The sequence below is a fragment of the Actinoplanes sp. NPDC051537 genome, assembly GCF_055586105.1.
The window spans coordinates 81,638-97,917 of the sequence record NZ_JBVJIU010000003.1 but is presented as its reverse complement, the minus strand read 5'-3'; the positions used below and the strand labels follow the sequence as shown (position 1 = coordinate 97,917).

Annotated in this window: 18 protein-coding genes; 9 read left to right on the top strand and 9 right to left on the bottom strand. The window is 72.2% G+C overall.

The annotated features are described in order from the left end of the window. Positions 1-7 precede the first annotated feature (7 nt). Complete coding sequence (locus ACZ6TB_RS07385) at positions 8-1,369, top strand: alpha/beta hydrolase family protein (RefSeq protein ID WP_465551644.1); 1,362 nt, start codon at positions 8-10, stop codon at positions 1,367-1,369. Positions 1,370-1,404: 35 nt separating this feature from the next. On the opposite strand, the gene ACZ6TB_RS07380 is transcribed toward ACZ6TB_RS07385, so the two are convergent. Continuing rightward, entirely contained in the window at positions 1,405-2,301 is an 897-nt protein-coding gene (locus ACZ6TB_RS07380) for a hydroxymethylglutaryl-CoA lyase (RefSeq protein ID WP_465551642.1), read from the bottom strand. A gap of 56 nt (positions 2,302-2,357) precedes the next feature. Between ACZ6TB_RS07380 and ACZ6TB_RS07375 the strand changes: the two genes are divergently transcribed. Then, positions 2,358-2,978, top strand: coding sequence for an isochorismatase family protein (locus ACZ6TB_RS07375; RefSeq protein ID WP_465551640.1), 621 nt, complete (start codon positions 2,358-2,360; stop codon positions 2,976-2,978). Here the strand turns inward: ACZ6TB_RS07375 and ACZ6TB_RS07370 are convergent. Further along, positions 2,944-5,010: an MMPL family transporter gene (locus ACZ6TB_RS07370; RefSeq protein WP_465551638.1), complete on the bottom strand. Its 2,067-nt coding sequence runs from the start codon at positions 5,008-5,010 to the stop codon at positions 2,944-2,946. The genes ACZ6TB_RS07375 and ACZ6TB_RS07370 overlap by 35 nt on opposite strands. Before the next feature lie 56 nt (positions 5,011-5,066). Here ACZ6TB_RS07370 and ACZ6TB_RS07365 point away from each other — a divergent pair, with 56 nt between their 5' ends. Beyond that, positions 5,067-5,558, top strand: a complete 492-nt coding sequence (locus ACZ6TB_RS07365; RefSeq protein WP_465551636.1) for a MarR family winged helix-turn-helix transcriptional regulator — start codon at positions 5,067-5,069, stop codon at positions 5,556-5,558. Here the strand turns inward: ACZ6TB_RS07365 and ACZ6TB_RS07360 are convergent. Further along, entirely contained in the window at positions 5,555-6,319 is a 765-nt protein-coding gene (locus tag ACZ6TB_RS07360; RefSeq protein ID WP_465551634.1) for a siderophore-interacting protein, read from the bottom strand. The two genes, ACZ6TB_RS07365 and ACZ6TB_RS07360, sit on opposite strands and share 4 nt — an antisense overlap. A 22-nt stretch (positions 6,320-6,341) precedes the next feature. Between ACZ6TB_RS07360 and ACZ6TB_RS07355 the strand changes: the two genes are divergently transcribed. Both ACZ6TB_RS07355 and ACZ6TB_RS07350 read left to right on the top strand, forming a co-directional pair. Further along, positions 6,342-6,809, top strand: a complete 468-nt coding sequence (locus ACZ6TB_RS07355; RefSeq protein ID WP_465551632.1) for a MarR family winged helix-turn-helix transcriptional regulator — start codon at positions 6,342-6,344, stop codon at positions 6,807-6,809. A 13-nt stretch (positions 6,810-6,822) separates the two neighbouring features. Further along, positions 6,823-7,659 (top strand): NAD-dependent epimerase/dehydratase family protein, encoded by an 837-nt coding sequence (locus ACZ6TB_RS07350; protein WP_465551630.1) that lies wholly within the window; start codon positions 6,823-6,825, stop codon positions 7,657-7,659. On the opposite strand, the gene ACZ6TB_RS07345 is transcribed toward ACZ6TB_RS07350, so the two are convergent. After that, positions 7,646-8,056, bottom strand: coding sequence for a DUF2000 family protein (locus tag ACZ6TB_RS07345; RefSeq protein ID WP_465551628.1), 411 nt, complete (start codon positions 8,054-8,056; stop codon positions 7,646-7,648). The two genes, ACZ6TB_RS07350 and ACZ6TB_RS07345, sit on opposite strands and share 14 nt — an antisense overlap. A 50-nt stretch (positions 8,057-8,106) precedes the next feature. Between ACZ6TB_RS07345 and ACZ6TB_RS07340 the strand changes: the two genes are divergently transcribed. Continuing rightward, positions 8,107-8,895 carry a helix-turn-helix domain-containing protein gene (locus tag ACZ6TB_RS07340; protein WP_465551626.1) on the top strand — a complete coding sequence of 263 codons (789 nt, stop codon included), beginning with the start codon at positions 8,107-8,109 and terminating at the stop codon, positions 8,893-8,895. Here ACZ6TB_RS07340 and ACZ6TB_RS07335 read toward each other — a convergent pair. Then, positions 8,879-9,832 (bottom strand): LysR family transcriptional regulator, encoded by a 954-nt coding sequence (locus ACZ6TB_RS07335; protein WP_465551624.1) that lies wholly within the window; start codon positions 9,830-9,832, stop codon positions 8,879-8,881. The genes ACZ6TB_RS07340 and ACZ6TB_RS07335 overlap by 17 nt on opposite strands. 18 nt (positions 9,833-9,850) lie before the next feature. Then, the gene (locus tag ACZ6TB_RS07330; RefSeq protein WP_465551622.1) at positions 9,851-10,663 is read right to left on the bottom strand and encodes an SAM-dependent methyltransferase; all 813 of its coding nucleotides are present in this window, start codon (positions 10,661-10,663) and stop codon (positions 9,851-9,853) included. 163 nt (positions 10,664-10,826) lie between these two features. Between ACZ6TB_RS07330 and ACZ6TB_RS07325 the strand changes: the two genes are divergently transcribed. Both ACZ6TB_RS07325 and ACZ6TB_RS07320 read left to right on the top strand, forming a co-directional pair. Next, positions 10,827-11,675, top strand: a complete 849-nt coding sequence (locus ACZ6TB_RS07325) for an intradiol ring-cleavage dioxygenase (RefSeq protein ID WP_465551620.1) — start codon at positions 10,827-10,829, stop codon at positions 11,673-11,675. 424 nt (positions 11,676-12,099) lie between these two features. Continuing rightward, positions 12,100-12,399: a hypothetical protein gene (locus tag ACZ6TB_RS07320; RefSeq protein WP_465551618.1), complete on the top strand. Its 300-nt coding sequence runs from the start codon at positions 12,100-12,102 to the stop codon at positions 12,397-12,399. 45 nt (positions 12,400-12,444) lie between these two features. On the opposite strand, the gene ACZ6TB_RS07315 is transcribed toward ACZ6TB_RS07320, so the two are convergent. Further along, entirely contained in the window at positions 12,445-13,860 is a 1,416-nt protein-coding gene (locus ACZ6TB_RS07315; RefSeq protein WP_465551616.1) for an MFS transporter, read from the bottom strand. Between the two features lie 114 nt (positions 13,861-13,974). Continuing rightward, positions 13,975-14,559, bottom strand: coding sequence for a hypothetical protein (locus tag ACZ6TB_RS07310; RefSeq protein WP_465551614.1), 585 nt, complete (start codon positions 14,557-14,559; stop codon positions 13,975-13,977). A 222-nt stretch (positions 14,560-14,781) separates the two neighbouring features. On the opposite strand from ACZ6TB_RS07310, the gene ACZ6TB_RS07305 reads away from it, so the two are divergent. Beyond that, positions 14,782-15,006: a hypothetical protein gene (locus ACZ6TB_RS07305; protein ID WP_465551612.1), complete on the top strand. Its 225-nt coding sequence runs from the start codon at positions 14,782-14,784 to the stop codon at positions 15,004-15,006. 74 nt (positions 15,007-15,080) lie between these two features. Here the strand turns inward: ACZ6TB_RS07305 and ACZ6TB_RS07300 are convergent, their stop codons facing one another. Continuing rightward, entirely contained in the window at positions 15,081-16,280 is a 1,200-nt protein-coding gene (locus tag ACZ6TB_RS07300; protein WP_465551610.1) for a vWA domain-containing protein, read from the bottom strand.

Below are 16,280 nucleotides of genomic sequence, written 5' to 3'. Positions count from 1 at the left end.
CATTGACATGACCGACTCCATCGGCGGCCTGCCCTTCTGGGACCTCACCTTCGACTCCGACGGTGACCCCGACCCGGCCGCCCGCGACGCCCTGTTCGCCGAGCTTCCGGCGCAGGGCATCACCGACCTGTACGTGTTCTCGCACGGCTGGAACAACTCGCCGAGCACCGCCCGGCGGCTCTACAACGGGTTCCTCGGCCTGCTCGCCGGCCAGTTGCTGGCGGCGCCGCAGGGCAAGGCGGGGCTGGCCGGCGTCTACTGGCCGTCGCTGCTCTGGTCGGACGAGCCGATTCCCAACTTCGACCCGGCCCCGCCCGTCCTCGGCGCCGTCGGCGCGGCCGCGGCCGTCCCCGAGGCGACGATGGAGCCGGTCCCGCCGACCGTCGACGACCAGACCCTGGCCGGACTGCTCGACCAGTTCCCGGAGGCCAAGGACGTGCTCGAGCGGGCCAAGGCGCTGCTCGAGGGGCCGCCGACCGACGAGGCCCGGTCCGAGTTCTTCGACTGCCTCAAGGAGTTCGCGGCCCGCGCCGGCACCCCGGACGACGACGGCGAGCACGACGGCGCGGCGCCGCCGGCCGAGCCGCGGATGCTCCAGGACGACGACCCGACGGCGCTGTACGAGCGCTACCGGGACGCGCTGGCGTCGATCGGCGTGCCGCTGCCCGGCGGCGACGGCGGGGAGGCCGGGATCGGCGACGCGTTCCGCGGCATCTGGAACGGCGCGAAGGAGGCGTTGCGCGGCGCCACCTACTGGCAGATGAAGAACCGGGCCGGGGTGGTCGGGCGCAACGGGCTCGGGCCGCTGCTCGGCGGGCTCGCCTCGCGGGCGCCGGGGGTGCGGGTCCACCTGATCGGGCACAGCTTCGGGGCGCGGCTCGTCTCGTACGCGCTGGACGGGTTGCCCGCGGCGGTGCAGCCGTCGCCGGTCAAGTCGGTGACGCTGGTCGAGGGCGCGTTCTCGCACTTCGTCTTCGCCCGGCCGCTGCCCTTCGACGCCGGCCGTGGCGGCGCGCTGGCCGGCCGGCAGCAGCGCGTCGACGGGCCGATCACGTCGTGCTTCTCGGTGCACGACCACGCGCTCGGCACGTTCTATCCGCTCGCCTCGCTGGCCGCCGGGGACTCCTCGTCGGCCGGGCACGACAAGCTCTACCGGTGGGGCGCGATCGGGCACGACGGCGCGCAGAACGGCGACGCGGTGCTCGATGCCATCCAGGCGGCCGGCTCGGCGTACCACTTCGGGAAGGACCGCATCCTCAACGTGGACTGCAGCGCCGTCGTGTCCCGGGGCGGGGCGCCGAGCGGGGCGCACAGCGACATCGTGCACCCGGAGGTGACCTGGGTCGTGCTGGCCGCCAGCCGGGCCTGAGGGCCGCCGCGCAAACGCCGGCCCGGGGAACGCCGTCAGGAGGCGAGATCTCCCGGGAAGTCGCCGGCCCGGCCCAGCTGCGCGGGCACGACGCCGAGACCGAGCTCGGCGGCGATCCAGGCGCCGGCGCCGGCGGCTTCCGGCACCACCACGCCCGTCGCCAGGCCCGACCGGTTCAGCAGGTACGCGAGGTCCTCGGTGCCGATGTTGCCGGTCGCGGCCGGGGCGAACGGGCAGCCGCCGATGCCGCCGATGCTGGCGTCGAGGGCCACGAAACCCTGGGCGGCGGCGGTGATCGCGTTGGCATAGCCGGTGTTGCGGGTGTTGTGGAAGTGGGCGCGCAGCGGCGCCACGCCCCGGACCGCGGCGGCCAGCTCGACGACCTGGGCGGGCACGCCGACGCCGATCGTGTCGGCCAGGCACAGCTCGTCGACCTCGCCCGCCTGGGCGGCGATCGCGCCTACGGCAGCGGGATCGACCTCGCCGGTGAACGGGCATCCGAAGGCGGCCGCGATGGTCAGGGTGACGGCCAGGCCTTCCGCCCGGGCCCGGCCGGCCAGGCCGTGGAACGCCTCCAGCGACGCCTTCGTGGTCATGCCCTGGTTGCGGCGGGAGAACTCGTCGGTGGCCACCACCACGTAGTTGATCTCGTGCGGCCGGTGCGCCGGGTCGAGCGCGAGGATGCGGTCGAGGCCGCGGCCGTTGAGCACGAGCGCGGCGTAGCGCACGCCGGCCGGGCGGGGAACGGCGCGCAGCACGTCCTCGGCGTCGGCCATCTGCGGCACCCGGTCGGGGCGGGCGAACGCGACCACCTCGATGCGGCGCAGCCCGGCCGCGACGGCGCGGCGGACGTACTCGACCTTCGTCCCGGTGGGCAGGACGCGCTTCTCATTCTGCAGACCGTCCCGGGGGCCGACCTCGACAATCTCCACGGTTACCTCCGCGTTCTCTGATCGCTAGGGTAGTTCGCGGAAGGCGGTGATCCCCGGTGTCCGACCTCGATCGCGACTACGCGTCCGCCGGTTTCGCGCGGCGTCTCGGCTGGGGGACCCGCCCGGCCGTGCTCCTGGTCGACCCGGCGCTGGCGTACACGTACGCGCCATCGCCCTTGTTCCTGAAATCGGGTGAGGCCGCCGCAAGCGCGATGTCCGCGCTGGCGCAAGGGGCCCGGGAGCGCGGAATCCCGGTGGTGTGGACCAGGGTGCGGTACGCCGACGAGTCGTGCTCGGAGGCGCCCCTGTTCGCGGCCAAGGTGCCGTCGCTGAAGGTCTTCGCCGACGGCAACCCGCTCGGTGGTTTCGCGCCGCCGCTCTCCCCCGCGGCCGGCGAGCTGGTCGTGGTCAAGCACTACGCGAGCGCGTTCGCCGGCACCTCGCTCGCCGCCTGGCTCGCCTCGCACGGCATCGACACGCTGGTCATCGGCGGCTTCTCGACCAGCGGCTGCGTGCGCGCGTCGGCGCTGGACGCGTTGCAGCACGGCTTCCGGCCGATGGTCGTGCGCGAGGCCTGCGCGGACCGCGAGGGCGGCCCGCACGAGAACAACCTCTTCGACCTGGACGCCAAGTACGCCGACGTCATCGCGTTGGATGAGGCACTCTCGTCGCTGTGACCGGGTGCACCACCGGCACCGGGCGGGCCGGCCACCAGAAGCGCTCCCCGAGCAGCAGGGCGAGGGCCGGAACCACGACGGTCCGCACGAGCAGGGTGTCGATCAGCACGCCGACGCCGACCACCACGCCGATCTGGGTGAGCACGATGACCGGCAGGACGCCGAGGACGGCGAAGACCGCCGCCAGCAGGATGCCGGCCGAGGTGATCACGCCACCGGTCGCGGCCAGGGCCCGCAGCGTGCCCTTCCGGGTGCTGCCGCGTTCGGCGGCCTCGTCGCGGGCCCGGGTCACCAGGAAGATGTTGTAGTCGACGCCGAGCGCGACCAGGAACAGGAAGCTCAGCAGCGGCACGCTCGCGTCGAGGGCGGGCATGCCGGCCGCGCGCAGCAGCATCGTGGCCGCGCCGAGGCTGGCCGCGTAACTCGCCACGACGGTGACCAGCAGCAGGATCGGGGCGGTGATCGACCGGAGCAGCCCGATCAGGACGACCAGCACGACGGCCAGCACCAGGGGCACGATGACGCGGTCGTCGCGCAGGTTGGCCTGCCGCTTGTCGTAGTCGGCGGCCGGGGCGCCGCCGACCAGAGTGCCCGGGATCTGTCGCAGCCGGTCCACCGTGCGGTCCGCCTCGGGGGTTCCGGGCGCGCTGGTGAGCTGGACGGCGAACTGGGCCAGGGTGCCGTCGGTCGACTGCTCGGGCGGGAGGACGGCCGCCACGCCCTCGGTCTGCCGGACCAGCTGCCCGACCTCATCCGATTTATCCGCGTTTATGATGATGTTGACCGGCTGGGCGGCGCCGGCCGGGAAGTGCCGCGCCAGCGCGTCCTGCGCGACGATCGACTCCACCTTGGTGCGGAACTGCTGCGACTGGTCCAGCCCCACGTCGATCTTGAGCAGACCGGCCGCGAACACCGCGAGAATGCCGAGCGCGGCCCCCAGCACGATCGCCGGCCGGCGGCCCACTCCCCGGGCGACCCGCGCCCACCACCCGGTCGCGGTCGGGTCGTCACTGCCCACGTGCGGCACCTTCGGCCAGAACACGCCGCGTGGCAGCGACACGACGGCCGCGGGCAGCACGAACAGCCCGAACACCAGCGCCACGAGGACGCCGACGGCGGCGGCGACCCCGAGCGTACGGTTGGCGGTCAGCACCGCCACCAGCAGCGTGAGCAGCGCGAGCACCACCGTCCCGGCGCTCGCCGTGATCGCCGGGGCCGCCGCCCGCCAGGCCCGCGTCATCGCCTCGCGCCGCGACTCGGTGCGCCGCAACTCCTCTCGGTAACGCGAGATGAGCAACAGCGCGTAGTCGGTGCCGGCGCCGAAGACCAGCACGCTCACGATCCCGGCCACCGACGCGTCGGTCCGCTCCCCCACCAGCCGCGCGATCCACGGCAGCAGCTTGGCGACGACCTGGTCGGCGAGCCCGATCACCGCCAGGGGAACGATCCAGAGAATCGGGCTCCGGTACGTGACCAGCAGCAACACGGCGACGACCAGTGCCGTGGCGATCAGCAGCGTGACGTCCGCGCCCTCGAACGCGGCCGAGATGTCCCGGCTCACCGCGGCGCCGCCGGTCACCTGCGCCTCGAGCCCGGCGGGCAACGCGGCGGCGTGCAGCGTGGCGCGGATCTGGTCCACGGCGGCATGTTGCGCGTCGTCGTCGAGACCATCCGTCAGCCGTACGACGAGAAGCTCCGCCCGCCCGTCGGCGGAGGACACCGGTTTCGCCACGCTGCCGGTCCCCTGGATCCGCTCGCTCACCGCGGCGATCGCGGCCCGGTCGTCCCCGGTCAGCGCCGCGTCGCGCCGCTCCACCACGATGACGGCGCTCGCCGACCGGCCGCTCGGGAACCGGTCGCCGAGCTCGGTCACACGTGTCGACTGCGCGCCGTCCGGCAGCCCGTCGGCGGGTTTCGCCACGGGCTGCTCGGGCGAGAAGGCGAACGCCAGCCCGGAGAGGACGACCGTGGCCAGCAGGACCACGAGCACGCCGAATCGGGTGGTGAGCCAGTTGACGGCCTGCCTGCTCATGATCGGGAGCTCCTATTGTTTCGACCATAGAATCTTTCGATGGTGGAAACGATAGAATGGCGGCCGTGCCAACGCAACCCGAACGCGATGCCGCGATGGACGACCTCATCGACGCGCTCCGCCGGTTCACCGTGGAGAGCGACGTCTTCGTCGATGTCTTCGCCCGGGCCCACGGCCTGGGGCGGAGCGACCTCAACGCGATCATGTGGATCGCCCGCGGCACCTCGGCCGGCGACCCGATCACGGTCGGCGAGCTGGCCCACCGCCTGCGGCTGTCCCCGGCCGCCGCGACCGCCCTGGTCGACCGCCTGGAGGCGGTGGGTCACGTGAGCCGCACCCGGGATCCGCAGGACCGCCGCCGGGTGACGGTCGCGATGCGCGACACCGCCATGCGGGTGGCCACGGCGTTCTTCGTCCCGCTCGGCGGGCGCATGCACGAGGCGGCCGCCGAGTTCAGCGCCGAGGAGCTGGCCCGCACCGCCGAGGTCGTCCGCCGGATGACCGGCGCCGTGACCGCCGCGTCGCGCTCCCCCGAACCGACGGGCTAGGCCCGCTCCTCCTCGCGCGGCAGGGCGCCCGCCACGCCGACCCGCCAGTATCCGTGGATCGACACCCGCCCGAGCTCGATCTTCCGGTCGTTGCGCAGATGCGCGCGAAGCTCCCGCATGACGTCGGCCTCCCCGGCCGCCCAGACGAAGACGTCGCCGCCCAGCGGCAGCCCCGCCACCACGTCGATCAGCGGGCCGGCCGAGGGCAGCCAGACGATCTCGGCGTCCCGCGACCCGAGCGCCCGCTCCTCGCCGCCGGTCACCACGACCCGCACGCGGACCGAGGCCGGCAGCTCCTCCAGGAACCGCTCGGCCGCCGGCAGCCCGGTCGGGTCGACGACGATCAGGTACTCCGCCACCGCGTCCGGGAAGATCTGCGACCCGCGCGGCCCGAGCACCCCCACCGTCGAGCCCGGCGCCGCCTTGATCGCCCACCGCCCGGCCGGCCCGTGGTCGTGCAGCACGAAGTCGAGCGCGAGCTCCCGGGCGACCGGGTCGAACCGCCGCACCGTGTAGTCGCGCATCACCGGCCGCGGCCCGTCCGGCGGCGGCAGCACCACGAGCCCGGTCTCCTCGTCCGGCGGCACGAGCTTGACGTGGTCGCTCGCCCCGAGCCGGGTGAACGCGAAGTCGGCCTCGAGATCGTCGCCACCCAGCCAGATCCGCCGCATCGAGGGGCTGAGCTCCTCGACCCGGGTCACGCCGAGCACCCGCCGCCGGGGTTCGCGCCGTTCCCGTCGTACCTCAAATGATTTTGTCACAAAACTATGTTGTCATGTACGGGTGCGCGATCGCAAGAATTTCCCCGTCGCCCCCGGCGACCAGCTCGTCGGCCTCGTCCAGAGCCTGAGCCGGGCCCTGGTCCGGACCACCCGCGCCACCGCCGGCCTGCCCACGCTGCCCGAGTCGCAGGTGGCCGTCCTGCGCCGGCTGTCCCACGCCGGCGGCCGCACCCCCGCCCAGCTGGCCGACGATCTGCAGCTGGCCCGCCCGACCATCAGCAACCTGGTCCGCGACATGACCGCCGAGGGCCTGGTCGAGCGCCGCCCCTCCCCGCACGACGGCCGCTCGGTCCTGCTGGTCCCGACCGCCCGGGCCGAGGCCGTGCTGACCGCGTTCCGCCGGACCCGCTCGGACGTGATGGCCCGGGCCCTGGACGCCCTCCCCGCGGCCGACCGGGACCGGCTGACCGAGGCCGTCCCGTCCCTGCGCCGGCTGCTGGACGAGATCCGGGCCCAGGACGAGGCATGACATGGTGAAGGGCATGCGCATCCTCCTGGCCGGTGGCACCGGCGCCATCGGCCGGCTCCTGGTTCCGGCACTGGTCGATGACGGGCATGAGGTGACCGTTCTCGCCCGCGGCGATCGGCGCATCCCGGGCGCGACGGTCGTGGTGGCCGACGTCTACGACCGGGACGGGCTGACCGCCGTCGTGCGCGCGGCCGGGCCGGACGTCGTCATGCACCAGCTGACCAACCTCGCGGCCGGCAGCACGCCCGCGGCCAACGGCGAGTTCCGCAAGATCGTGACACCCAACCTCGTGCACGCCGCCCTCGCCGCGGGCGCGTCCCGGGTCATCGCGCAGAGCATCGCCTTCGCGTACGAGCCCGGCGACGCCCCGGCGACCGAACCGACCGGTCTCGACCTCGGCGCCGCCCAGCCCCGGCTGGCCAGCGTGGAGGGCGTGGTGGCCCTGGAGGAGGCGGTCCGGCGGGCGCCGGAGTGGGTGCTGCTGCGGTACGGGCTGTTCTACGGCCCGGGCACCTGGTACGCCCGCGACGGCCTGATGGCCCGGCCCGGCAGCCTGATCAACAACGGCGACGTCGCGAGCTTCGTGCACGTCGAGGACGCCGCGGCCGCCGCCGTCGCCTCCCTGACCTGGCCGAGCGGCGCCGTCAACGTCTGCGACGACGAGCCCGCCCCGGCCCACGCGTGGGTGCCGGCCTTCTGCGACGCGGTCGGGGCGCCGGTGCCGCCCGCGGTCGACGGCCGGGTCCCGTGGGCGCGCGGCGCGAGCAACCGGCACGCCCGCGAGGACCTCGGCTGGACGCCGCGCCATCCCTCCTGGCGAACGGGCTTCCGCACGCTCAGGGGTGCATGACCGCGCCCTTCGTCACCTTGTCGACGGCGTTGCGCGGGCCGTAGACCGCCATGCCGACCAGGTCCAGAGCACCGGTCGGGACGGCGCGCACGGCGGCCCGGTTGTCGTCGTCGTTGCCGGTGGCGAACAGATCCGAGGTGAAGACCGCCACCGGCAGATTGCGGCCGATCGCGCGGGAATGGGCGGCCGTGAGCAGTTCCTTGCCGCCCGCGAGAATCAGCACCGGCTGGCGGAACATCGGCAGGTACCGGACGCCGGAGCCGTCCTCGTAGGGCTCGCCGACCACCTCGGGAACGGTGCTGCCGAGGCCGCTGACGAGGAAGGCCGTCACGTTGAGGCGCTGCCAGGCGAGCAGGTCGTCCCGCAGGAGCACGGCGATTTTGGTGTCGAAACGCATGCGACCGATCGTGCGCTTTCGGCGGCGCCCGGCTCTTGTACGATTTTGACATGTCGGTGGCGGGCGCCGAGTTCGCGTCGTGGCGGCCGCGCCTGGGCGGCGTGACCGAGGTGCTGACGGCCCATCTGACCGGCCACGCCTATCCGATGCACGCGCACGACACGTGGACGCTGCTGATTCTCGACGAGGGCGGCGTGCGCTACGACCTCGACCGGCACGAGCTTTCGGCGTACGGGGAAATGGTCACGCTCTTGCCCCCGCATGTTCCGCACAATGGCTCGCCGGGGCCCGGTGGTCTGCGCAAGCGCGTCCTTTATCTGGCGCTCGGCCAATTGCCGGAGAGGCTGATCGGCCCGACCGTCGACAATTCCGTGTTCGCCGACGCGCCGCTGCGGCGGACCATTGCCGGGCTGCACCGGGTGATCGGCCGGCCGGGCGACGACCTCGGCGCCGAGGGGCATCTCGCCGACATCACCGAGCGGCTGCGGGAGCGGCTCGGCCACCCGACGCTGCCGCCCCGGCTCGACGGCACCCCCGCGTACCGGCTGCGGGAGCTGCTCGAGGACCACGTCGTGCCGGGCATCTCGCTGGCCGAGGCGGCCCGGCTGTTGCACTTCGACGCCGCCTACCTCGTACGCGCGTTCGGCCGTGAGTTCGGCATGTCCCCGCACCGATATCTGATATCGCGCCGGGTCGACGTGGCACGGCGGCTGATCCTGGCCGGGGAGCCGTTACGGTCGGTGGCGGTCGAGAGCGGCTTCTACGACCAGGCCCACCTCGACCGCCACTTCAAGCGCATCATCGGCGTGAACCCGGGGCGGTTCAGCTCCACAGCGTGACGTGCACGGACGGCTTGAAATGGCCCACGTTGACGCCGGCGCCGCGCATCATCGCCTGGATCGCCCGCGGGGTGGCGGCGAAGCGGGCGAGCTCGGAGGCAGCCGACGGCGTGCCCTGATCGGCCAGCGTCATCGAGTACCAGAGGGCTTCCAGGCTCGCGTACGGCCCCGGTAGCTGGACGAGATGACCGTTGCGCACGTCGGGGGCGACCGTGAAGGACAGCGCCGGCGACACGCCCTTGCCCCGCTTGGCCTCCTCGAGCGCGGCCGCGTGGCTCTGGAAGATCTGCTGCCGCTCCTCGGGAACGGCGAGCCGCCGCAGCAGGGCCGGGATCGCGCCCCCGTCGGCGGCCGCGGACGGCCCGAGCAGCCAGCGCTGGTCGCGCAGCTGGGCGGCCGAGGCACGCACCCCGGCCAGCGGATGGCTGGGGCCGGCCACGACCACGACCCGGTAGTTCATCACCGGGCGATGGACCAGGCCGGCATCGGCGGCGGGGCGCGGCCCGATCGCGATGTCGATCGTGCGGGTCAGCAGCATCCGCTCGAACGACCCGGGGTTGCGGACGCTCAGCTCCACGTCGAGGTCGTCGGCGCGGCCCGCGAACAGCTCGATCAGGCCCGGCGCGGCGTGCTCGGCGAACAGGCTCGACGCGCCGACGCGCAGCAGGCGGCGGCCCTTGCCGGCGGTGCTGACCTCGAGGACCGTGATGTCCTGGAGGCCGAGCATCTCGGCCGCGCGGCTGGCCAGCCGCAGGCCGCCCGGGGTGAAGGCGAGCCCGGCCGCGGTGCGGAGGAAGAGCTGGTCACCGAGCTCCTTGCGGAGCTGTCCGATGTGCAGGGAGATCGCCGACTCGGAGACGGAAAGCTCGGCGGCGGCGAACTTGACCGAGCCCAGGCGCACCACGGCCGAGTAGGCGCGCAGCTGCGTCGGGGTCATGCTTCGAGCCTGCCACGCTCAGGGCTTTCTGCCGACCGCCGCCAGCATACTGATGCGGCTCGGGTCGGTCGTGGCGGCCACGTCCTCCCGCGGGCGCCACTCGGTCGCCAGCGCGACCCCGGGCTCCTGCAGCTCGAGACCGTCGAACAGCGCCGCGAACTCGTTGCCGTCCCGGGGCCAGATGTCGCTGCGCCCGGCGGCGAGCATCTGCCCATACCGCTCCTTCTCCTCGACCGGCATGTAATCGGTGGTGAAATGGGTGGCGGCGAGGAAACTTCCGGACGGAAGAGCATCGACCAGTTCCCGTACGAGCGGAAGCGCCGCGCCCTCACCAGGTACGAAGTGGAGAATCGCCACCAGCATGAGCGCGACCGGTTCGCCCATGTCGAGGGTCTGGTGCAACCGCTCGTCGCGCAGGATGGCGGCCGGGTCCCGCAGATCGGCCTCGATGTAGGTCGTCCGCCCCGAGGGCGCGCTGTTGAGCAGCGCCTGCGCGTGGACCATCACCATCGGGTCGTTGTCGACGTAGACGACCCGGGCGTCCGGGGTGACCCGCTGGGCGACCTCGTGCGTGTTGCCGGCGCTGGGCAGGCCCGTGCCGACGTCGAGGAACTGCCGCACGCCGGCCTCGCCGGCCAGGAAGCCGACCATGCGGCCGAGCACGTCGCGGTTGGCCCGCACGCCGGCCCGCATGCCCGGGAACTTGCGCTCGATCTCGTCGCCGGAGGCCCGATCGGCCGCGAAGTTGTCCTTGCCGCCGAGCCAGTAGTTGTAACGCCGCGCGGGGTGCGCCACCGACGTGTCGATTCCCGAGTCCCCGTGGATCGTCATGACCGGATTCTAAAGTGGATCACCCCGCGCGCGTAGCCCCGAACGTTATCGGCGTTTCGATATGTGGGATCCGAGATCAACCACAGGCCATTCATAGACTTCGATGTTTACCTACCTCCTGCCCGTTCCCTGCTTTCCTATCCGGTTACAGGAGGAAACTCTCATGAGCCCCCAGAACGACGCGTATGTGCGCGAGGTCCACGACAAGGGCCTCGCCTTCGACCTCGGCACCATGTCCCGCCGCCGGATGCTGGTCCTGGGCGGCGCCGGTGCGCTGGCCGTGGCCGGCGGCTCGGCGCTGCTCGGCGGCCCGGCCGGCGCCGCGGCCGCCGCGTGCGCCGCCGAGGTCGAGTCGGAGACGGCCGGCCCGTTCCCGGCCGACGGCTCGAACGGTCCCGACGTCCGCAAGCTGAGCGGCATCGTCCGCAGCGACATCCGCCCGTCGTTCGGCACGTCGACGACGGTCGCGCCCGGCGTGCCGCTGCAGTTCTCGCTCGTGGTCAGCGACCTGAGCTGCAACCCGCTGCCCGGGGTGGCCGTGTACGCCTGGCACTGCGACCGGGCCGGGCGGTACTCGCTCTACTCATCGGGCGTCACCAGCGAGAACTACCTGCGCGGCATCCAGGTCGCCGACTCGACGGGAAAGGTGACCTTCACGAGCATCTATCCGGCGTGCTACTCCGGGCGGTGGCCGCACATCCACTTCGAGGTGTATTCGTCGCCGGCGGACGCCACCAGCGGCGCGGGGCCGATCCGGAAGACTTCGCAGATCGCCCTGCCCGAGTCGGTGTCCAGGACGGTGTACGCGACGGCCTCGGGCTATTCGCAGAGCGTCACCACCATGAACCGCATAACCCTGTCGTCCGACATGGTCTTCGGCGATGACCTGGCGGCGCGGGAGATGGCCGCGGTGACCGGCAGCGTTTCCACCGGCTACGTGGCGACGTTGTCGGTGTCGGTGAATCCGTCGGCTACCTCCACCGGCGGTGGGCGGCCTCGCGGGTCCGCTTAGCTGGCTTCTCTCGCCCGGGGTGGTGCCGGACATTCCGGGCGAGCCACGGGGGTGGTCTTGGGCCGCCTGCGCGGGAGGTCGCACCGTTGGGGTTTGAACGGCCGTTCCTGCAGAGCGGGCAGCTCCCCGATTAGCGCCGCGGCCCGTTGCTTACGCGCTCGCCGCAGCCCGTTCGCGACGACCGCCGCGGCTTGTTCCCGACGTCGGCCGCACCTGGTATCGACGCCCGCCGCACCCGGTCCCGACGTTGGCCCGCACCCGATCCCGGAGCCCGCCGCCCGCCTGCTCCTGACGCCCGCCGCACCCCAGTCCCGACGCCCGCCTCACCCCAGTCCCGACGGCCGCCGCACGCCAGTCCCGACGGCCGCCGCACGCCAGTCCCGACGGCCGCCGCACCCGTTCTTGACCTCACCCACCCCGTTCAGTGGGTGGGGCGAGACTAGGGCCGGGGTGCGACATTTTCGGCCGAGCTATCCACAGGAACGTCCGAGTCCACGTCCACGCCGTCGCCGCCGCCTACGCCGCCGTCGCCACGCTCGTCGCCGTCGCCACGCTCGTCGCCGTCGCCACGCTCGTCGCCGTCGCCACGCTCGTCGCCGTCGCCACGCTCGTCGCCGTCGCCGTCGCCGTCGCCGTCGCCGTCGCCACGCTCGTCGCCGTCGCCGTCGCCGTCGCCGTCGCTGTCGCCGCTGTCGCTGTCGCCGCTGTCGCTGTCGCCGCCTGACCAAACCCCACCCCGTTCACTGGGTGGGGCGAGACTACAGCGGACCTACGACATTTTCGGCCGCCCGTCCACAGCCTCAACCACGCCGAGACAAAGCAATCCACAAACCTCAAGCCACCACAGCGATAACCACATCGAACCGGCGAAACCCCGCACACAGCACGCCAACCCCCACCACCCCGCGACCTCGGCCCGAACGACAACCACCTTGAGCGACCAAGGCCCCACCTTCACGGCCGCGAAAGCATGCGCCGCCGCCCAGGAACCGCGGCCAACACCGTCCCCACACACAACGCCGCCGCGCTCAGCCCGAGCGACCAATGCATCCCCGAACAACCCGACCGTGACCCCACTCCCGAACCGCAGCCCGTTCGCCGACACGCCATAGACCCCGATCACCTTGCCCCGATCGCCGGGTGGGGCCAGCAACTGCACGACCGTCTGCCCCACCGACATCGACGCCAAATTGGCGACTCCGCCGATCACGAGCAGAATCACGGCCAGCACATAGTTTCCTGCGAGCGCGAAGAGCAGGGTGCTCACCCCGTACACGAAAGTGCTGATGATCGCCGCGCCCACCGTGGGTGGGATCCAGCCCGTCGCCTCCAGCACCAGGCCTCCCAGGACGCCGCCGGCGCCATTGGCGAAAAGCAGGATGCCGTACGCCGTGCCGGCACTCCCGGCGCCCAGATCCGACGCGAAGATCGGCATCGCCGACTGGAGCGACGCGCCCACGAAGAACGAGCCCAGGCCGCCCAGAATGATCATGCTGACCAGCGTGTGGTTGGTGCGGATGTCCCGCAGGACCCGCAGCGACGCCAGCACGCCGACCCGCTCGTGGGTGACGGGGACGCCGCCGTCGCGGGTGTGGCCGGTGAACCGGGTGCGGAACAGGAAGATCGTCAGCGGCAGGTAGAACAGGACGTTCACGAAGATGCCGGCGGTCGCGCCCAGCCCGAGCAGCAGTGCCGAGCCGACGACCGGGCCGAAGAGCACCCCGAGGCTCCGGAACGTCGCATTCAGCCGTACGGCGCTGGCCAGCTCGTCGTCGCCGACGAAGTCGTGGAGCATGAGCTGCTCGCCCGGTCCCCACAACGAGCCGGCCATGCCGTGGAAGACCAGCAGGAGGCAGGCCTCCCAGATGCGCAGCGAGCCGGTCAGGAACAGCACTCCCCACATCACCGAGACCAGCATGAACAGCACCTGAGCGGCCTGGATGACGCGGCGGCAGTCGAACCGGTCGGCCAGCCCGCCGAAATACACCGAGAACACCAGGAACGGCACCCAGTGGCTGATCACCTGGAATCCGGCGAGGGCCGGCGAGTGGAACTTCTGCCAGAGCACCCAGTACGTGATGACGTGCTCGATGTTGTCGGCCATCATCGCCAGGGCGGCCCCGAACAGGTAGGGACGGCAGTCGGGGTTGCGCAGAGCGGCAAATCGCCGTGGGGAGCCGGGCACGACTACTACCAGATCATCCAGGTGCCCCGCGGTTGGCTTCGACTCGGTTGATTGTGACCTCTCACCTAAAGGTCCGACCCTTAGATGCCAGCCGACTCCCGGATCCGCCCGTCATTACTCTCCGAGTTTGTCGACCCCCGTGACCTTGATCGTGATTTTCGTCTTGCTGCTCTTGGTCGACAACGTCTCCTCCTGGACGGTGTACTCAGACCCCGTCACCTCGAACGAGCCGATGATCGGTCCGCTCTCGTCACCGGTCAGTTGATAGGTGACTTCGAATGTGTCGTCCTCGGACAGCAAGGGCCCGTTGTAGCTCATCTCCACCTTGAGGGCGACGTTGCAGCCGACATCTCCGAAGCACTGCTTCTCCGTGATCTTCGGAGTCAATTTGATGCTCGACGCGTCCAAGCTCGGGCCACTCGTCGGCGTCGGCTGGGTGGTGACGTCTTCGTCGCCGACCGTCGGCGGAGCCACAATCTGCTCGGCCGCGTTCAACGGGGCGGCGGCTGTACTTTGCTTGTGCCCGTCCGTATAGGCGCTGCCTGCCAGCCATCCGGCACCGAACACGACCATGACGGCAAGGATGCCGCCGGGAACGAGCCACGTCAGGTTTCTGTGCTGCTTGACTGGCGGCGCGGGGAAAGCCGATGGCTCCGGCGCATTCGCCGAGGTGGGGTCGGGAGGATATGGAATGGTCATGACGCTCCTCGGTGGTGGATGCCAAACATTGAATGCCGACGAACGCGCCGTCAGTCATCGTGTGATCGGTTTCGGCAATCAGCCGGTCGACCGAGGGTGACTGCGCCGTCGCTGTCGACCGTTGCCGCCGAGATGGAACAAATCCTCACCGGACGTTTCGGCCTTCCGACGACGGGCAAGGTCACCTTTCGTCCGACGGAACCTCAGGAAGGGAACGTACGCATGCCGACCTCTGTGAATCTCGACGCTCTTCTCGACAAGGCGTACGAATCGACGCCCCTCACGCAGCTCGCCGACGCGCCGGTCTCGGCTCTGTCGGGCGTGAGCGACGCCGACGGCGAGGCGCTGAAGCAGGCGTTCAACATCAAGACGATCGGTGACCTGGCCGGGAACAAGTACGTGAAGGCCGCCCAGGCGATCGCCGAGCTGGGCCGCATCGCCAAGTAGGTTCGGTCCGCATTCGGGCAGGCGCGAACCACCGCGCCTGCCCTCGGCCGCTTATGGAGCCGGGGAAACCTCGGTCAGGCGCGCTTGAGCGGCAGCTCGCGCGCCACCGCGGCGAGATCGGCGAACGTCGCGGCGGGCATCAGGCGATCGCAGAACGGCAGGGCGGCGGCCATCGCCCCCGCCGTCGGGCGGAAGCCGGGCGCGCCGGCGCGGGGATTCAACCACATGATCCCGTACGCGCGGCGGCGCAGCCTGGTCATCGCGGCCGCGAGCCGGGCGGGGGTGTCGCTGTCCCAGCCGTCCGAGGCAATGATCACGACGGCGCCGCGGAGGCTGTTGCCGTGGTGCGAGTCGAGCAGCGCGGTCAGGTTGGCGCCGATCCGGGTGCCGCCGAAGCGGTCGGTCACGGCGGCGGTGGCCTGGGCGATCGCCTCCCGGGCCGAGGACTGCCGCAGCGCCGGGGTCAGCCGGGTCAACGTGGTGGCGAACGCGAACACCTCGGCGTCGCAGACGGTGGCGAACGCCCGCATGAGGTGCAGGTACGCGGTGGCCTGCGCACGCATCGACTCGCTCACGTCGGCCAGCATCACGATCCGTCGCGGCCGGCGGATCGGGCGCTCGCGCACGATCGTGACCGGCTCCCACGCCGTGCGGCGGGCGCGGGCGATCGTCGGGCGCAGGGCCACCTTCCGGCCGGACGGGTGTGCCTCGTGCCGCCGCGTGCGCCGGGTCGGCCAGCGGGTCAGCGCGTCCCTCAGTGCCGCGCCGAGCGCCTCGGTCTGCGCCGCGTCGAGCTCGTCGAACGACCGGTCGGCGAGATGCCGGAGAGCGCTCGGCCGCAGCTCGGGGATCGCCGGGCCGCCGGGTTCGCCGTCGTCCGCGCCGATCGCGGGCGGAAGGGTCGCCCAGGGCAGTCCGCCCCCGGCGACCGGCTCGGCGTCGGCGGCCCGCGGGACCGGCACATTGACGTCGTCGCGGCGGGGCGACCCGGCCGTGCGGTTCAGTGGCAGCGGCGGTGCGTCGGCGAAGACGGCCGCGAACACCCGGTCGAAGGCCGCCAGGTCCTGATGGCGGCGCAGCACCGCGACCCGCGTCGTCCAGTAGAGACCGTCCCGCGAGCCGGGCGGGCTCACCGCCAGGGCCCGCACCAGGTCGCCGGTCTCGGTCAGGCCCGCGGGCACGCCGGCGCCGCGCAGCCGGGAGACGAACGCCGTGGCGAAGGCCGCCCGGTCGGCGCCGCGCAGCAGGACCGGAACGGGCTCGGCGGCGGGCAC

What these genes read in the sequence shown, in the direction of transcription:
- ACZ6TB_RS07385 (WP_465551644.1), top strand. Translation starts at nt 8, where the DNA reads ATGACCGACTCCATCGGCGGCCTGCCCTTCTGGGACCTCACCTTCGAC.
- ACZ6TB_RS07370 (WP_465551638.1), bottom strand. Translation starts at nt 5,010, where the DNA reads ATGAGCAGGCAGGCCGTCAACTGGCTCACCACCCGATTCGGCGTGCTC.
- ACZ6TB_RS07365 (WP_465551636.1), top strand. Translation starts at nt 5,067, where the DNA reads ATGGCGGCCGTGCCAACGCAACCCGAACGCGATGCCGCGATGGACGAC.
- ACZ6TB_RS07350 (WP_465551630.1), top strand. Translation starts at nt 6,823, where the DNA reads ATGCGCATCCTCCTGGCCGGTGGCACCGGCGCCATCGGCCGGCTCCTG.
- ACZ6TB_RS07345 (WP_465551628.1), bottom strand. Translation starts at nt 8,056, where the DNA reads ATGCGTTTCGACACCAAAATCGCCGTGCTCCTGCGGGACGACCTGCTC.
- ACZ6TB_RS07340 (WP_465551626.1), top strand. Translation starts at nt 8,107, where the DNA reads ATGTCGGTGGCGGGCGCCGAGTTCGCGTCGTGGCGGCCGCGCCTGGGC.
- ACZ6TB_RS07335 (WP_465551624.1), bottom strand. Translation starts at nt 9,832, where the DNA reads ATGACCCCGACGCAGCTGCGCGCCTACTCGGCCGTGGTGCGCCTGGGC.
- ACZ6TB_RS07330 (WP_465551622.1), bottom strand. Translation starts at nt 10,663, where the DNA reads ATGACGATCCACGGGGACTCGGGAATCGACACGTCGGTGGCGCACCCC.
- ACZ6TB_RS07325 (WP_465551620.1), top strand. Translation starts at nt 10,827, where the DNA reads ATGAGCCCCCAGAACGACGCGTATGTGCGCGAGGTCCACGACAAGGGC.
- ACZ6TB_RS07310 (WP_465551614.1), bottom strand. Translation starts at nt 14,559, where the DNA reads ATGACCATTCCATATCCTCCCGACCCCACCTCGGCGAATGCGCCGGAG.
- ACZ6TB_RS07305 (WP_465551612.1), top strand. Translation starts at nt 14,782, where the DNA reads ATGCCGACCTCTGTGAATCTCGACGCTCTTCTCGACAAGGCGTACGAA.